A 14,702-nucleotide genomic window follows, 5' to 3' on the forward strand; every position below is an offset into this window, starting at 1 on the left:
GACGACAGCTTAGTGGCTGCCGACGGTCTTCGCTTCCTTGCGAGTCGATACCGTATTGAGTGCACGTTCCGCCTGACTCTTGCGCAGCAGATTCCAATGCGCGATGACGCCTTTGGGCGCCCAGATCTGAGGCTCGGAAGCGTCGAAATTGTCAGCGATTTCACGCTCGGCCACGGTATCTTTGGCCGCATTGAACGCTTGTTGCAAGTCGTCGGTTTCAACCAGTGCCTTGGCGAACAGCGCGTCACCGAAATAAGTGAAGTCGGCTTCTTCCGAGCAGCCAAAGGAAACCCGGTCTTCTCGCGACGCGGTCATCACCAACGTGCGCTCGTCTTTGAGTGACGGAATGAAGCCGCCCGAGTAGCACGCCGAAATTACCACGACCTTGTCGCGGTTTTTCAGGGGCGCCATGACCGCTGCCAACTCATCGGCGGGCAAATCCGCGAGTTCGATGCGCGGCTGATCCAGAACCAGCTCGTGATCCTGGGTGCCGTGGCTGGTCAGGTAAATGAATACCAGGTCTTCCGGGCCGCTGCGTTGCGCGAGGGTGCGCATGGCGCGGCTGATGTTTTCCCGGGTCGCCAATGGCCGATCAATCATGTGGTCGCGATGGTTGACCAGGCTGATCTGGCCGTAAGCGCCGAATCGCGAGGCCAGCAGGTTGCTGACAAAGTCCGCCTCGCGCAGAAATACGCTTTGCTTGCCGTCGCCGCCCACCACCAACGTGAACAGCTCTACAGCAGGGGTTGAAACGGGCACCGCGGCCAGGGCTTTTTCCAGCAGCGGGCCTTGGGCGAGCATGCCGACTTCCAGTGCGTCAGGCAGAAGTTTGCCCTGGGCGTCACGCACGCGCTGGCTGTTGACCCAGAAACCGCTCTGCACCGTGCCTTGCGCAGAGGTCAGGACGCCTTGGCCCTGATAAGTGTCATCAGCAAACTCGCCCACGTAAGTACTGCCATCGGCCAGTCGCAGACGGCCTTGTCCGGAGAATTTCCAACCGCTGAATTCGCCGACATAGTGGCTGCCATCGGTGCCGATCAATTCACCCCGGCCGTTGAGCGCACCATCCTTGAACATCCCGACCCACACGTCGCCGTCGCTGTTTTCATAGCGGCCGTGACCGTTGAGCTGGTTGTTGATGAATCCGCCAACGTATTGATCGCCATCGGCGCTGTTGAAGCTGCCGATGCCTTGCAGCTGACCATTGACGAAGTTGCCGCTGAATTGATTGCCGCTGGCGTCGCTGCGCTGGCCTTCGCCGTTCGGCTTGCCGCGGGAGAACTGGCCCTGATACTGGCTGCCGTCATCGAGTTCGAGGCGACCCAGGCCGTCGTATTGGTCAGCCTTGAATGCGCCGCGATAGGTCAGGCCTTTCTCTTTGAGCGTGCCTTCGCCTTCGCGGCGGCCCAGCTTGAAGCCGCCGACGTAACTGCCGCCGCTGGTGGTCAGCGTGCCGTGTCCATCGAACAGGCCATTGGCGAAGCCGCCTTTGTAGACGTCGCCATTGCTCGCGTGCCATTCACCCTGGCCATGCCACTGGCCATTCTGGAATTGCCCGGCGTACCAGCTGCCATTGGGGTAATCGATCCGGCCCTGGCCTTGCAGCAAGCCATTGACCACGTCGCCGCGATAACGTCCGCCGTCGGGCAGGCGTGCGTCGGGAGGGGGCAGCGGTTCGCCGTCACCGCAGGCAGCGATTAGGAGTGACAGAGCCAGTGGAACAAGCGCGCGCATGGTAGATCCCGAAAAATTTAAAGCCAGGCGAGTTTCGAATGTGCCCGAGCGGGCGCCATCGCACAGCCGGTGGGAGTATGCCGCAGCCAGGAAGAGAGGCGAAACAGTCTGTAACGACTGTTTCGTGATTTAACAGTGTTACACGAAGCACATGGACAAGGGTTCAGCGATGAACGCTGGCTTCTCCTGGCCCTCGATCTCCAGTGTGGCCGTGGCTTTGAGCAGCCATTGACCGGGTTTTTTCTCGGTCACTTCGACGAGGTCGACTTTTAGACGAACGCGCGAGTCGACTTTGACTGGCTGGATAAAGCGCACGCTGTCCAGGCCGTAGTTAATGGCCATCTTCAAGCCTTCGGGCATCACCAGCAGGTTTTCCATCAGCTTGGGAATCAGCGACAGTGACAGAAACCCATGGGCGATGGTCCCGCCGAACGGCGTCTGGGCGGCTTTGACCGGGTCCACGTGAATGAACTGAAAATCACCTGTAGCTTCGGCGAACAGGTTGATGCGCTCCTGATCAATGGTCAGCCATTCGGAATATCCCAGCTCCTTGCCGACATAATTCTTGAGCTCAGTAACAGGTACAAACGGCATAGGCACTCTCCTTGTCTTGTTCGTTTTCTTTTTTGTATTACTGCTTTTTCATCTTTTTGCGTAGGATTTTGCCTTCGCAAGTGAAATCCAAGATCAGCAGAGGGTTGAGGATTGGTCAAGGGATGGTTAGCCAAGTGCAGCTTTGCGAATGCCGATCCATAGCCATCATGGCTGCGTGCCTATAATGTCGCCGCCGATTTGCTGGAGCTTTTTATGTTGTTACGGGGTTTGACCTGGCTGGTGCTGTTCCAATTGCTCGGCACTGCGCTCAATCATTTGTTTTTGTCGATACTGCCCGGGCCGATTATCGGGCTGGTGCTGATGCTGGTGTATCTCATGGTTCGCGGCGAGGTCAGCGAGCCGATCAGCCTGGCGGCCAGCAGTCTGCTGCGCTATCTGCCGTTGCTGCTGGTGCCGCCCGCCGTGGGCGTGATGGTCTACGCCGCGGCCATTGCCGAGGATTTCTGGGCCATCGTGGGTTCGCTGGTGTTGTCGCTGTTGATTGCCCTGACGTTCGCCGGATGGCTGATGCAAAAACTTATCGACCGTCAGGCGCGCCGCCAGGAGCCGTCATGAGTCTCGACTGGCACGGTGCCTGGATGTCGGTGATTCATCATCCGTTGTTCGGCATCGCGATCACCCTTGGCGCTTATCAGCTGGTGCTGGCCGGCTACGAAAAAACCCGCTGGGTGTTTTTGCAGCCGGTGCTGGTGTCGATGCTGCTGCTCATTGTGGTGTTGCTTAGCTGCGGCGTGAGCTACGCCGAATACCGCAAGAGCACGGAAATTCTCAGCATTCTTCTCGGGCCTGCGACGGTGGCGCTGGCGGTGCCGCTTTTTCTGAATTTGCGCAGGATTCGACAGTTGTTGTGGCCGACTTTAACTACGCTGGTAGTGGGCGGCGTCTTCGCCACCGGGCTGTGCGTGCTGTTGGGCTGGCTGTTTGGCGCCGATCACATGATTCTGATGACCATGGCGCCCAAGTCGGTAACTTCGCCCATTGCCATGCTGGTCGCCGAGCAGATCGGCGGTGTGGCGGCGCTGGCGGCGGTGTTCGTGTTGATTACTGGCGTGATTGGGGCAATATTCGGTCCAGGTCTGCTGACTTTGGCGGGTGTGAAAAGCCCCGCTGCCCGAGGTATGGCGCTGGGCCTTACGGCCCACGCGGTGGGCACGTCAGCGGCGTTGCAGGAAGGTGAGGAGTGCGGCGCGTTTGCTGCGCTGGCAATGAGTCTGATGGGTGTCGCGACCGCATTGTTTTTGCCAATCGCGGTGTCTTTGGTCGTTTAAAGGTGCTCTGGTATGACGTTGCCGCTTTTTCCACTTAACGCTGTGCTGTTTCCGGGTTGCGTGCTTGATCTGCAATTGTTCGAGGCGCGCTATCTGGACATGATCAGCCGCTGCATGAAACAAGGCGAAAGCTTTGGCGTGGTGTGCATTACCGAAGGTAAGGAGGTCGGCGATGCGCCGGTGGGTTATTCGCTGATCGGCTGCGAGGCCTTGGTGCGTGATTTTCAGCAGCAGGACAATGGCCTGCTTGGTATCCGCGTGGAGGGCGGACGGCGTTTTCGCGTGCTCAGCACCGAGACCCAGCGCGACCAATTGCTGATCGCCCAAGTGCAATGGCTGGACGAACCTCAGGAACGGCCATTACAGGAAGAAGATGCCGATCTGGTCGCCTTGCTCGCCGCCCTGGCCGAGCATCCCATGGTGGCCGCGCTGAACATGGGCCTGACCGCCAATGGTCAACAATCGCTGGCCAATCAGTTGGCGTATCTGCTGCCGTTCACCGAAGCAGACAAGATCGAGCTACTGGAAATCGATGACGCGGAACAGCGTCTCGATGCGATCCAGGATCTGCTCGATGAAATGCAAGGCGATCTGCAGGCCTGAGCTGCCGGCCTGCGTTGAGCATCAATACTGATAGCGCAGGATCGCATGGGGTAGCGAATGCAAGGCAAAGGCGCTGAACAGCGCGACCAGCGCCGGCAGGATCAGCCACCAGACCCGCACCGGCAGGGCATTCAGCGAAGTGTCACGCTGGACGAAGGCCAGACTGGCGGCGCATACGCAGAACGCCAGCATCATTCCAGCCAGCACGTCTGTCGGCCAGTGAACGCCCAGATACACCCGAGACATGGCAATCGACAGCGCTGGTATGCCGCCCAACAGTAGCCACGTCAGGCGCAAACGCACCGGCTGCCCGCGACCGGCCAGCACCGCCAGGGTCATGAACAAGCCGAACGCGGCTGAGCTATGGCCACTGGGCATGCTGTAAGTGGTGAGGGGTTCGAGCAGCACTTCCGGGCGGGAGCGGGCGAAGATGTATTTCATGCTGCCATTGACGATGGCGCAACCCAGAGTCGTGGCCCCGGCAAACAGTGCATGACGCCATTGTTTGGTAATCAGCAGCAGGGCCAGCAACAGGGCTGCGGCGAAAAATTGCGTGCGGAAATCTCCCAGCCCGGTCACGACGATCACAAAGTCATCGGCTGCAGCACTGCGATGTTCCTGCACAAGAGTCATCAACCCGTTATCGAACTGGGTCAGGTACGGCCAGCCCAGAAACAGGCCGCCCAACATGATCCCGGCGACCAGCGCAATGGCCTTGGTCGCGTAACGCTTGGCGCGCAGGCTGCTTTGCACAGCCACGGCGAGCAGCACGGCCATGCCGCCACCGACCACCGCCGCCTGCGGCCAGAAACCTTCCGGTAACGGTAGACGAACCGCCGCACCTGCGGCCCAACCCGGCAGCAGGTAGACAATCGACCATCCCGCCGCAGCTATGACGCTGACTGCAGCGAAGCGCGGGAATGGCATGTCGAACATGCCAGCCACCATCGGCAGCATGGGCCGCAGCGGACCAATGAAGCGCCCGACCAGCAAGCTGGCTATGCCATAGCGCTGAAAGTAAGTCTCGGCGCCGCCGATCCATTCGGGATGATGGCGCAGGCCCGGCAGGCGGCGGATGTTTTGGTGAAACTTGCGGCCCAGGAAATAAGAAATCGCATCGCCCAGCAATCCGCCGACAAACCCGAGCAGCAAGACTTCCCCCAGCGGCAGCACGCCGCTACCCGCCAGCGCGGCGACGGCAAACAGCAAAACCGTGCCGGGCACGATGATCCCGGCGATGGCCAGGCACTCGATAAATGCCACCACGAAAATGGCCACGCTCAGCCACGAAGGGTTTGCCGCCAGCCAACCGGTGATGCTATCGAGCCATGGCCCCATGGGTCAGTTTCCTTGATCGATTAAAAAGTAGTCGCGGCCTTCGACCTGACCGCGCCGCAGCGGGTTCCGCGTACAGAAGCGCGCGTAATGGGCATCGACGAAGCGGTACAGGAGATGTTCGTCACGGCCGGTCGGGATGCCCAGTCGTGTGGTCTGGATGATCTGTTCGGGGGTTTGGCCCACATCTTCAACCAGCAGCAAGTCAGGGTCGAAGCGCTTGGCGTCCCACATTGGCACTTTCAGGCCCAGCGCCTTGCACAGCAGGGTCTGACCGGCACACAGTTGTTCGGGTAGGCGGATCGCGCCGCTGGCGTCCGGGTTATTCAATTGCATTTGCGCAAGACTGTTGGCGTCCGACACGTCGTCGACCCACGGGAAGGCGGATTTGATCAGCACCGCATTGCCCGGACCCTCGGCACTGAAGTTCAGCGAGTCGCCGCCCCGGGCGTAATACATATAGATGTGGCCACCGTCGAGAAACAGCGCTTTGCGCTTCTCGGTGTAGCCCAGCGAAGCGTGACTGCCTTTCTCGACGAAGTAATACGCTTCGGTCTCGATAATCCGCGCCGCCAGCCAGAGCTCGCCTACCTTGTGTCGAATCACCTTGCCCAGCAGCGCTCGGGCCAGCACTTGTGCATCGCGATGGAAAAAACTGTCGGGAAGGGCGTCAGGCATGGGGGCACATGAAGTGGCGGCGGGTGGGCCGTGATGATAGCAACCTCAATCTTAATTGGAGCTGAATAGTGTCGGCTTGAGTCAGGCACCGCGTTGGAGCGAGGCTTGCCCGCGAACCTGGCGCCTCGGTACACCAGACCTAACGCGTTATCGTTCTTCGCGGGCAAGCCTCGCCCCAACGGATCGCCTTTCAGGACAATCTGCCCACAAAACGATCCCTCGAAGCCCGTTTTTGCACTGTTCTCGACCATCCGCCTGTCACCGCTGTCGTTAGCGGCGCTTGACAGCTATAATCGGCCGCTTTCCTCTATGCCAAGACCTCTGAGACCATGACTGAGTCTGTTCTTGACTACATGACCCGCCTGGGTCAAGCCGCCCGCGAAGCTTCGCGAGTGATCGGCCGTGCCAGCACTGCGCAGAAAAACCGCGCGCTATTGGCCACCGCTGCCGCTCTGGATGACGCCCGCGCTCAATTGTCTGCTGCCAATGACATGGACCTGGCCGCCGGCCGCGCCAATGGTCTAGAGCCGGCAATGCTCGAGCGTCTGGCCCTGACCCCCGCACGGATCGACAGCATGATCGTCGGGTTGCGTCAGGTAGCGAACCTTCCGGACCCGATCGGCGCGATCCGCGACATGAGCTTTCGTCCGTCCGGTATTCAGGTGGGCAAGATGCGCGTGCCACTGGGCGTGGTCGGGATCATCTATGAGTCGCGGCCCAACGTGACCATCGATGCCGCGAGCCTGTGCCTGAAGTCCGGCAACGCGACCATCCTGCGCGGTGGTTCCGAGGCGATTCATTCCAACAAGGCAATTGCCGCCTGCATCCAGCGCGGCCTGGCCGAAGCCGATTTGCCGGCTGCCGTCGTTCAGGTGGTGGAAACTACTGACCGCGCCGCCGTCGGTGCGTTGATCACCATGTCCGAGTTTGTCGACGTCATCGTTCCTCGTGGCGGCAAAGGTTTGATCGAGCGCGTCAGCCGAGATGCGCGGGTGCCGGTCATCAAGCATCTGGACGGTATTTGTCACGTGTATGTCAGTGCTCATGCGGATTTGCCGAAAGCTCAGCGCATTGCCTTCAACGCCAAGACTTATCGTTACGGGATATGTGGCGCGATGGAAACCCTGCTGGTCGATCAGACCATCGCAGCCGAGTTCCTGCCGCAGATGGCTGCCCAGTTCCGCGAAAAAGGCGTTGAACTGCGCGGTTGCGAGCGTACCCGCGAGTTGATCGAGGCGAACGTTGCGACCGAGGAAGACTGGAATACCGAGTACCTGGCACCGATTCTGTCGATCCGTATCGTGACGGGGCTGGATCAGGCCATTGAACACATCAATCACTATGGCTCGCATCACAGCGATGCCATCGTCTCCGATCATCAGGGACAAGTGCGGCGCTTCATGGCCGAAGTCGACTCCAGTTCGGTGATGGTCAACGCGCCGACCAGCTTCGCCGATGGCTTCGAATACGGATTGGGTGCCGAGATCGGCATTTCTACTGATAAGCTGCACGCCCGCGGTCCGGTCGGTCTCGAAGGTCTGACCTGCGAGAAGTACATCGTGATCGGTGATGGTCAGTTACGTGGACAGGAGCCAGCCTGACTTGAGCGAGCCTGAACGGCACGCCGCTGCGCTTATGCCCAAACGCATCGGGATTCTGGGTGGCACCTTTGACCCAGTGCACATCGGTCATTTGCGCGGGGCGCTGGAAGTCGCCGCGTTGCTTGAACTGGATGAGTTACGCCTGACGCCCAGCGCCCGGCCGCCCCATCGCGATACGCCGAGTGTATCTGCGCAGGACCGTCTGGCGATGGTCGAGTGCGCGGTTGTCGGCGTGCCGCCCTTGACGGTGGATGACCGTGAGCTGAAGCGGGACAAGCCGTCCTACACCATTGATACACTGGAGTCGACGCGAGCCGAACTGGCCGCGCAGGACCAGTTATTCCTGTTGCTGGGTTGGGATGCCTTTTGTGGGCTGCCGACTTGGCATCGTTGGGATGAACTGTTGGAGCACTGCCATATCGTGGTGCTGCAGCGCCCGGACGCGGACAGCGAATCGCCGGATGCCATGCGCAATCTGCTGGCGGCACGCGCAGTCAGCGATCCGAAGGCCCTGAAAGGGCCGGGCGGACAAATTACATTCGTCTGGCAGACACCGTTATCCGTGTCTGCCACCCAGATCCGCCAACTGCTGGCCAGCGGGAAGTCGGTACGTTATCTGGTGCCAGACGCGGTACTGGCCTATATCGAAGCGCACGGGCTGTACCATGCGCCGAAAAACTGAGGGAACGCCCCACAACTGCTTTGATCGATAAGCGTTTTGGCGTTTCCACACATACGAGCAAATTGAGTTTTTTATGACAAAGCAAAAAATGAGCAGTGAAGAAGTCGTCCAGATTGCTATCGCAGCACTGGAAGACGTCAAAGGCACCGACATCCAAACCATCGATGTACGCGACAAAACCAGCATCGCCGATTACATGCTGATCTGCACCGGTACTTCCAACCGTCAGTTGAACGCACTGGTTGATAGCGTGCGTGACAAGGTCAAGGCTGCCGGCCTGAAATCGTTGAGCGAAGAAGGCAAGGGCGACAGCGACTGGGTGCTGCTGGACCTGGGTGACGTCATCGTTCACGTGATGACCGCCAATGCCCGTCAGTTCTATGACCTTGAGCGTCTGTGGCAGGGTGCTGAGCAAAGCCGTGCGGCGGATGCCAAACACCACAGCCCTGAAGTCGGCCATGAGCATTTCAACAAGCTCAACAAAGACCAGCAGTAAGAGGTCGTTGTGCGTCTGCGTCTGATCGCGGTCGGTTCGCGCATGCCCAAGTGGGTGGAAGAGGGTTGGCACGAGTATGCCAAGCGTCTGCCATCCGAACTGGCGCTCGATCTGGTGGAGATTCCGCTCAATACCCGTGGCAAGAATGCCGACGTGGCTCGCTTCATCCGTCAGGAAGGCGAGGCCATGCTGGCCAAAGTGCAGCCGGGTGAGCGGATCGTGACCCTCGAAGTCCAGGGCAAACCGTGGAGCACCGAGCAACTGGCGGTGGAACTCGATCGCTGGCGGCTCGACGCGCGCACCGTGAACCTGATGGTAGGTGGCCCCGAAGGCCTGTCGCCGGAGGTCTGTGCGCGCAGTGAGCAGCGCTGGTCATTGTCACCGCTGACCCTGCCGCATCCGCTGGTGCGCATCCTGATTGGCGAGCAGATCTACCGCGCCTGGACAGTTCTGTCCGGGCACCCTTATCACAAATAGCACTGCGCCCTAATGTCTCAGCCGATCCGCCTAAAAGACCATGAGAAAGACGCACGTCTGGTGCGCGGCCGGGTCGTGGTCGGAGCTGTGGCTGTCGTCGTGCTGATTTGCGTATTGGTGGCGCGGCTGTATTTCCTGCAGGTCATCCAGTACGAGTATCACTCGACCCTGTCGGAAAACAACCGGGTTCATGTACAGCCGATTCCACCCAGCCGGGGTTTGATCTTTGACCGCAACGGCGTGGTGGTGGCCGATAACCGGCCCAGTTTCAGCCTGAGCATGACCCGCGAGCGTTCCGGCGATTGGTCTCAGGTGCTCGATACCATCATCGAAGTGCTGGAGCTGACGCCGGACGACCGGTCCATCTTCGAAAAGCGCATGAAGCAAGGGCGACGGCCGTTTGAGCCGGTGCCGATTCTGTTCGAGCTCACTGAAGAGCAAATTGCCAGAGTGGCCGTCAATCAGTTCCGCCTTCCGGGGGTGGAAGTGGTGGCGCAGCTGGTACGGCATTATCCGGAGGGTCCGCATTTTGCGCACTCGGTGGGCTACATGGGGCGGATCAACGAGAAAGAGCTGAAAAGCCTCGATCCCGTGGCCTATAGCGGTACCCACCACATTGGCAAGACCGGCATCGAACGTTTCTACGAACCCGAGCTGCATGGTCAGGTCGGCTACGAAGAAGTCGAAACCAATGCCCGTGGTCGCGTGTTGCGTGTCCTCAAGCGGACCGATCCGGTGCCGGGCAAGGACATCGTGCTCAGCCTCGACATAAAACTGCAGCAAGCCGCAGAAGCGGCGCTGGGTGGGCGTCGCGGCGCAATCGTTGCGCTTGACCCTGCTACTGGCGAAGTCCTGGCGATGGTCAGCGCGCCGAGTTTCGACCCGAATTTGTTCGTTACCGGCATCAGCTTCAAGGCCTACGCCGAGCTGCGCGATTCGATTGATCGCCCGCTGTTCAACCGGATTCTGCGCGGTTTGTATCCTCCGGGGTCGACGATCAAGCCGGCAGTGGCGATTGCCGGGCTGGACTCCGGTGTGGTGACAGCTTCGACGCGCGTCTTCGACCCCGGTTTTTATCAGCTGCCCAATTACGATCACAAATACCGCAACTGGAACCGCACCGGCGATGGCTGGGTCGATCTGGACACCGCGATCATGCGTTCCAATGACACCTATTTTTACGATCTGGCGCACAAGATCGGCATCGACCGGCTGGCCAGCTACATGAACAAGTTCGGCATCGGCCAGAAAGTGTCGCTGGACATGTTCGAAGAATCCCCTGGCCTGATGCCGTCCCGGGACTGGAAGCGCGCGACCCGCCGCCAGGCCTGGTTCCCTGGCGAGACCTTGATCCTCGGGATCGGTCAAGGCTACATGCAGGCCACGCCGTTGCAACTGGCCCAGGCCACTGCGCTGGTGGCCAACAAGGGCAAATGGAATCGGCCGCACCTGGCCAAGACCATCGAAGGCCAGCCGCCCGTCGATGAAAACCCGATGCCGGACATTGTCCTGCGCGATCCGTCGGATTGGGCCAAGGTCAACCATGGCATGCAGCAGGTCATGCACGGTGCGCGCGGCACGGCCCGCAAGGCAGCCATTGGCGCGCAGTACCGGATTGCCGGGAAAAGCGGTACCGCGCAGGTCGTGGCGATCAAGCAAGGCGAAAAATATGACCGCTCCAAGGTTCAGGAACGCCATCGTGACCACGCCTTGTTCGTAGGCTTCGCGCCAGCCGACAACCCGAAGATCGTCGTCGCCGTGATGGTCGAGAATGGCGAGTCCGGTTCCGGCGTCGCTGCTCCCGTGGTTCGTCAGGTCATGGACGCCTGGCTGCTCAATCCCGACGGCACGCTCAAGCCCGAGTACGCCGGCCTAACACCTGTGGAGACTGCGGCCAGTGCCCGTGAAGAGTAATTTCGACCGCATTCTGTCCAGCGAAGATGTGATGCGCCGCCGCGCCACCTTCCTGCAGCGCATTCATATCGACGGGCCTTTGCTGATTCTGTTGCTGACGTTGGCGGCCGGCAGTCTGTTCGTCCTGTATTCAGCCAGCGGCAAGAACTGGGATCTGCTGATCAAGCAGGCCAGTTCGTTCGGCATCGGGTTGGTGTCGATGGTCATCATCGCTCAGTTGGAGCCGCGCTTCATGGCGCGCTGGGTGCCGGTGCTCTATGTGCTGGGCGTTCTGCTGCTGGTGGTGGTGGATGTGATGGGCCACAACGCCATGGGCGCGACCCGCTGGATCAACATCCCCGGCGTGATCCGCTTCCAGCCTTCGGAATTTCTCAAGATCATCATGCCGGCGACCATCGCCTGGTATTTGTCGAAACGCACGCTGCCGCCCCATCTCAAACATGTGGCGCTCAGCCTGGCGCTGATCGGCATTCCATTCGTTCTCATCGTGCGCCAACCGGACCTAGGCACCTCGCTGCTGATTCTGGCCTCGGGGACTTTCGTGTTGTTCATGGCCGGGCTGCGCTGGCGCTGGATCATCAGCGTGGTTGCTGCTGCCGTGCCGGTCGCGGTGGCGATGTGGTTCTTCATCATGCACGACTACCAGAAGCAGCGAATCCTGACGTTCCTCGATCCGGAGAGCGATCCGCTGGGCACCGGATGGAACATCATTCAGTCCAAGGCGGCCATCGGTTCGGGCGGCGTTTTTGGCAAGGGTTGGCTGCTGGGCACCCAGTCGCACCTGGACTTCCTGCCGGAAAGCCACACCGACTTCATCATCGCGGTGTTGGGCGAAGAGTTCGGTCTGGTGGGGATTTGCGCGCTGCTGCTGATTTATCTGCTGTTGATCGGGCGTGGCCTGGTTATCACCGCTCAGGCCCAGACTTTGTTCGGCAAATTGCTCGCGGGTAGCCTGACGATGACATTTTTTGTTTACGTTTTCGTCAACATCGGTATGGTCAGTGGCCTGTTGCCAGTTGTGGGGGTGCCGCTGCCCTTCATTAGTTACGGCGGAACTTCGCTGGTAACCCTACTGTCAGCGTTTGGGGTTTTGATGTCGATTCACACACATCGTAAGTGGATCGCACAGGTTTGATTAAGGTGAAGAATTCCATGCAAGTAGTGCGTAACTGGGCTCGATATGCTCCGTTGGTCGGCCTGGTTGGTATCCTTGGATCTGTTCAAGAGGCATTGGCAGGGGATTACGAAGGCTCGCCGCAGGTTGCCGAGTTCGTCGCACAGATGACTCGCGATTACGGCTTCGCCGGCGAGCAGTTGATTGACGTGTTCCGTGAAGTGGAGCGCAAGCAGGCGATCCTCGACGCTATTTCCCGGCCAGCCGAGCGCGTCAAGCAATGGAAGGACTATCGTCCGATGTTCATCACTGACGCGCGCATCGCGCGAGGTGTGGACTTCTGGCGTCAGCACGAGGCCGCGCTGGCCCGTGCCGAACAGGAATATGGCGTCCCGGCCCAGGTCATCGTGTCGATTATTGGCGTCGAGACGTTCTTCGGGCGCAATACCGGCAATTATCGGGTCATCGACGCCCTGTCTACGCTAGGCTTTGACTATCCGCCGCGTGCTGATTTCTTCCGCAAGGAACTGCGTGAGTTCCTGCTGCTGGCCCGCGAACAACAGGTCGATCCGCTGACCCTCAAAGGCTCCTATGCGGGTGCCATGGGTTTGCCGCAGTTCATGCCGAGCAGTTTCCGCGCGTACGCCGTGGATTTCGACGGCGACGGCCACATCAATATCTGGACCGATCCGGACGACGCCATCGGCAGCGTCGCCAGCTACTTCAAGCGCCATGGCTGGGTCGCTGGCGAACCGGTGGTCAGCCTTGCAAGTGTGCGCGGCGACCGGGTTGACGAAGGCTTGAGTCCGGGCATTGATCCGGTAAAGACCGTTGGGGAGTTGCGAGCGTTGGGTTGGGCGAGTCATGATGCGCTGCGCGATGACCTGCCGGTAACCGCCTTTCGCCTTGAGGGAGAAAAAGGGCCGGAATACTGGATGGGTCTGAAGAATTTTTATGCAATCACGCGTTATAACCGCAGCGTGATGTACGCCATGACCGTACATCAGCTGTCTGAATTATTGGTTCAAGCTCGGGGCGTCAAGTAATGCCGGCAATGCCGATTCGCACACCGCTGAAGTTGCTGTCCTACGCTGCGCTCGCGTTGCTGGTGGTGAGTTGTTCTTCAACGAACAGCCGTTCGCCCCAAAAAGGCGGCGCAGCAGTGCGTGCCATGCCCGGCCTGGATATCAACCGGGCGCACAAAGACGGCGCGCCGTGGTGGGATGTCGACGTGTCGCGCATTCCCGACGCCACGCCAACCCTGCACAACGGCCCTTATAAAGCCAACCCGTACACCGTGCTGGGCAAAACCTATTTCCCGCTCAATGATTCCCGACGTTACGTTGCCTCGGGCACGGCGTCCTGGTACGGCACCAAATTCCACGGCCAGAACACCGCCAACGGCGAAGTGTATGACCTGTACGGGATGAGCGCCGCGCACAAGACCCTGCCGCTGCCGAGCTATGTGCGGGTGACCAACCTGGACAACAACCGCACGGTAATCCTGCGGGTCAATGATCGTGGGCCGTTCTATTCCGACCGCATCATCGACTTGTCCTATGCCGCAGCCAAGAAGCTCGGTTATGCCGAAACCGGCACGGCGCGGGTCAAGGTCGAAGGTATCGATCCTCAAGAGTGGCTGGCGCAGAACGGCCGCCCTGCACCGCTGTTGCCGAATCAGCCACAGGTTATCGCCCAGGCCACGCCGCCTGCGTTGACGGTTTCCGCTGGCACCATCGAACAATACACACCGCCGCCGCAGCAGCACGCGGCACCGGCGGTGCCGTTGCAGGTCGACCCAAAAAAAAACGCTTCCGGACAAGCGTCTGGGCTATTTCTCCAGGTGGGAGCGTTCGCCAATCCGGACGCTGCGGAACTCCTGAGGTCGAAGCTCAGCGGGATGGTCCGGGCACCGGTTTTCGTCAGTTCGATCGCACGCAATCAGCAAACGCTGTATCGCGTGCGGATGGGGCCGATCGACACGCAGGGTGAAGCCCAGCAATTACAGAACAGCGTCAGGTCAGCCAACCTTGGTCAACCTAGCGTCGTGACATCAGATCAATAGTCGGTGCGGTTTCGGAGTGATCCGAGGCTGACCGATTGGCGGTTTCCGGAGATGCGCATTTGCCGGCAGAGCATGCGTTTCCGGCAACTGTATGCAAGTTTGTCTGTCGAACAGACGACC

Annotated in this window: 15 protein-coding genes; 11 read left to right on the forward strand and 4 right to left on the reverse strand. The window is 60.0% G+C overall.

Features of this window, described 5'->3' with window-relative positions; all coding sequences use genetic code 11:
* Nucleotides 1-9: 9 nt before the first annotated feature.
* Together AFK24_RS13615 and AFK24_RS13620 are read right to left on the reverse strand one after the other, a co-directional pair.
* Nucleotides 10-1,734, reverse strand: coding sequence for a C13 family peptidase (locus AFK24_RS13615; protein WP_065833697.1), 1,725 nt, complete (start codon nucleotides 1,732-1,734; stop codon nucleotides 10-12).
* A 138-nt stretch (nucleotides 1,735-1,872) separates the two neighbouring features.
* On the reverse strand, nucleotides 1,873-2,328 hold the full coding sequence (locus AFK24_RS13620) for a MaoC family dehydratase (RefSeq protein ID WP_065833698.1): 456 nt from the start codon (nucleotides 2,326-2,328) through the stop codon (nucleotides 1,873-1,875).
* A gap of 213 nt (nucleotides 2,329-2,541) precedes the next feature.
* On the opposite strand from AFK24_RS13620, the gene AFK24_RS13625 reads away from it, so the two are divergent.
* The 3 genes from AFK24_RS13625 to AFK24_RS13635 are packed head-to-tail and all read left to right on the forward strand — an operon-like array spanning nucleotide 2,542 to nucleotide 4,220.
* Complete coding sequence (locus AFK24_RS13625; protein WP_065833699.1) at nucleotides 2,542-2,904, forward strand: CidA/LrgA family protein; 363 nt, start codon at nucleotides 2,542-2,544, stop codon at nucleotides 2,902-2,904.
* On the forward strand, nucleotides 2,901-3,617 hold the full coding sequence (locus AFK24_RS13630) for an LrgB family protein (protein ID WP_065833700.1): 717 nt from the start codon (nucleotides 2,901-2,903) through the stop codon (nucleotides 3,615-3,617). Before AFK24_RS13625 ends, AFK24_RS13630 begins: the two co-directional genes overlap by 4 nt.
* A 12-nt stretch (nucleotides 3,618-3,629) precedes the next feature.
* Nucleotides 3,630-4,220, forward strand: coding sequence for an LON peptidase substrate-binding domain-containing protein (locus tag AFK24_RS13635; RefSeq protein ID WP_065833701.1), 591 nt, complete (start codon nucleotides 3,630-3,632; stop codon nucleotides 4,218-4,220).
* A 21-nt stretch (nucleotides 4,221-4,241) separates the two neighbouring features.
* On the opposite strand, the gene AFK24_RS13640 is transcribed toward AFK24_RS13635, so the two are convergent.
* Both AFK24_RS13640 and AFK24_RS13645 read right to left on the reverse strand, forming a co-directional pair.
* Nucleotides 4,242-5,558, reverse strand: coding sequence for a bifunctional DedA family/phosphatase PAP2 family protein (locus tag AFK24_RS13640; RefSeq protein WP_065833702.1), 1,317 nt, complete (start codon nucleotides 5,556-5,558; stop codon nucleotides 4,242-4,244).
* A gap of 3 nt (nucleotides 5,559-5,561) precedes the next feature.
* Nucleotides 5,562-6,233, reverse strand: coding sequence for a DNA-3-methyladenine glycosylase (locus AFK24_RS13645; RefSeq protein WP_065833703.1), 672 nt, complete (start codon nucleotides 6,231-6,233; stop codon nucleotides 5,562-5,564).
* Nucleotides 6,234-6,562: 329 nt separating this feature from the next.
* Between AFK24_RS13645 and AFK24_RS13650 the strand changes: the two genes are divergently transcribed.
* The 8 genes from AFK24_RS13650 to AFK24_RS13685 all read left to right on the forward strand — a co-directional run bounded on the left by AFK24_RS13650 (nucleotide 6,563) and on the right by AFK24_RS13685 (nucleotide 14,582).
* Nucleotides 6,563-7,834, forward strand: coding sequence for a glutamate-5-semialdehyde dehydrogenase (locus AFK24_RS13650; protein WP_065833704.1), 1,272 nt, complete (start codon nucleotides 6,563-6,565; stop codon nucleotides 7,832-7,834).
* Between the two features lie 34 nt (nucleotides 7,835-7,868).
* Nucleotides 7,869-8,516 (forward strand): nicotinate-nucleotide adenylyltransferase, encoded by a 648-nt coding sequence (nadD, locus tag AFK24_RS13655; RefSeq protein WP_020289604.1) that lies wholly within the window; start codon nucleotides 7,869-7,871, stop codon nucleotides 8,514-8,516.
* Between the two features lie 73 nt (nucleotides 8,517-8,589).
* On the forward strand, nucleotides 8,590-9,012 hold the full coding sequence (rsfS, locus tag AFK24_RS13660; RefSeq protein ID WP_020289603.1) for a ribosome silencing factor: 423 nt from the start codon (nucleotides 8,590-8,592) through the stop codon (nucleotides 9,010-9,012).
* Nucleotides 9,013-9,021: 9 nt separating this feature from the next.
* On the forward strand, nucleotides 9,022-9,489 hold the full coding sequence (gene rlmH / locus AFK24_RS13665; protein WP_065833706.1) for a 23S rRNA (pseudouridine(1915)-N(3))-methyltransferase RlmH: 468 nt from the start codon (nucleotides 9,022-9,024) through the stop codon (nucleotides 9,487-9,489).
* Between the two features lie 12 nt (nucleotides 9,490-9,501).
* Entirely contained in the window at nucleotides 9,502-11,403 is a 1,902-nt protein-coding gene (gene mrdA, locus AFK24_RS13670) for a penicillin-binding protein 2 (RefSeq protein WP_065833707.1), read from the forward strand.
* Between the two features lie 31 nt (nucleotides 11,404-11,434).
* Nucleotides 11,435-12,538, forward strand: a complete 1,104-nt coding sequence (gene rodA / locus AFK24_RS13675) for a rod shape-determining protein RodA (RefSeq protein WP_065833751.1) — start codon at nucleotides 11,435-11,437, stop codon at nucleotides 12,536-12,538.
* Nucleotides 12,539-12,555: 17 nt separating this feature from the next.
* Nucleotides 12,556-13,563 (forward strand): lytic murein transglycosylase B, encoded by a 1,008-nt coding sequence (gene mltB, locus AFK24_RS13680; protein ID WP_065833708.1) that lies wholly within the window; start codon nucleotides 12,556-12,558, stop codon nucleotides 13,561-13,563.
* A complete protein-coding gene (locus AFK24_RS13685) occupies nucleotides 13,563-14,582 on the forward strand; it encodes a septal ring lytic transglycosylase RlpA family protein (RefSeq protein WP_065833709.1) in 1,020 nt (339 codons plus the stop codon). The genes mltB and AFK24_RS13685 overlap by 1 nt, the downstream gene beginning before the upstream one ends.
* Nucleotides 14,583-14,702: the final 120 nt, after the last annotated feature.

Origin of the sequence: Pseudomonas syringae (assembly GCF_001698815.1) — a bacterium.
Classification (GTDB): domain Bacteria; phylum Pseudomonadota; class Gammaproteobacteria; order Pseudomonadales; family Pseudomonadaceae; genus Aquipseudomonas; species Aquipseudomonas syringae_A.

Coding starts and splice junctions, on each gene's coding strand:
- AFK24_RS13685 (WP_065833709.1), top strand. CDS start 13,563: ATGCCGGCAATGCCGATTCGCACACCGCTGAAGTTGCTGTCCTACGCT.
- AFK24_RS13650 (WP_065833704.1), top strand. CDS start 6,563: ATGACTGAGTCTGTTCTTGACTACATGACCCGCCTGGGTCAAGCCGCC.
- mltB (WP_065833708.1), top strand. CDS start 12,556: ATGCAAGTAGTGCGTAACTGGGCTCGATATGCTCCGTTGGTCGGCCTG.
- rsfS (WP_020289603.1), top strand. CDS start 8,590: ATGACAAAGCAAAAAATGAGCAGTGAAGAAGTCGTCCAGATTGCTATC.
- AFK24_RS13630 (WP_065833700.1), top strand. CDS start 2,901: ATGAGTCTCGACTGGCACGGTGCCTGGATGTCGGTGATTCATCATCCG.
- nadD (WP_020289604.1), top strand. CDS start 7,869: ATGCCCAAACGCATCGGGATTCTGGGTGGCACCTTTGACCCAGTGCAC.
- AFK24_RS13625 (WP_065833699.1), top strand. CDS start 2,542: ATGTTGTTACGGGGTTTGACCTGGCTGGTGCTGTTCCAATTGCTCGGC.
- AFK24_RS13635 (WP_065833701.1), top strand. CDS start 3,630: ATGACGTTGCCGCTTTTTCCACTTAACGCTGTGCTGTTTCCGGGTTGC.
- AFK24_RS13615 (WP_065833697.1), bottom strand. CDS start 1,734: ATGCGCGCGCTTGTTCCACTGGCTCTGTCACTCCTAATCGCTGCCTGC.
- mrdA (WP_065833707.1), top strand. CDS start 9,502: ATGTCTCAGCCGATCCGCCTAAAAGACCATGAGAAAGACGCACGTCTG.
- AFK24_RS13640 (WP_065833702.1), bottom strand. CDS start 5,558: ATGGGGCCATGGCTCGATAGCATCACCGGTTGGCTGGCGGCAAACCCT.
- rodA (WP_065833751.1), top strand. CDS start 11,435: ATGCGCCGCCGCGCCACCTTCCTGCAGCGCATTCATATCGACGGGCCT.
- AFK24_RS13620 (WP_065833698.1), bottom strand. CDS start 2,328: ATGCCGTTTGTACCTGTTACTGAGCTCAAGAATTATGTCGGCAAGGAG.
- AFK24_RS13645 (WP_065833703.1), bottom strand. CDS start 6,233: ATGCCTGACGCCCTTCCCGACAGTTTTTTCCATCGCGATGCACAAGTG.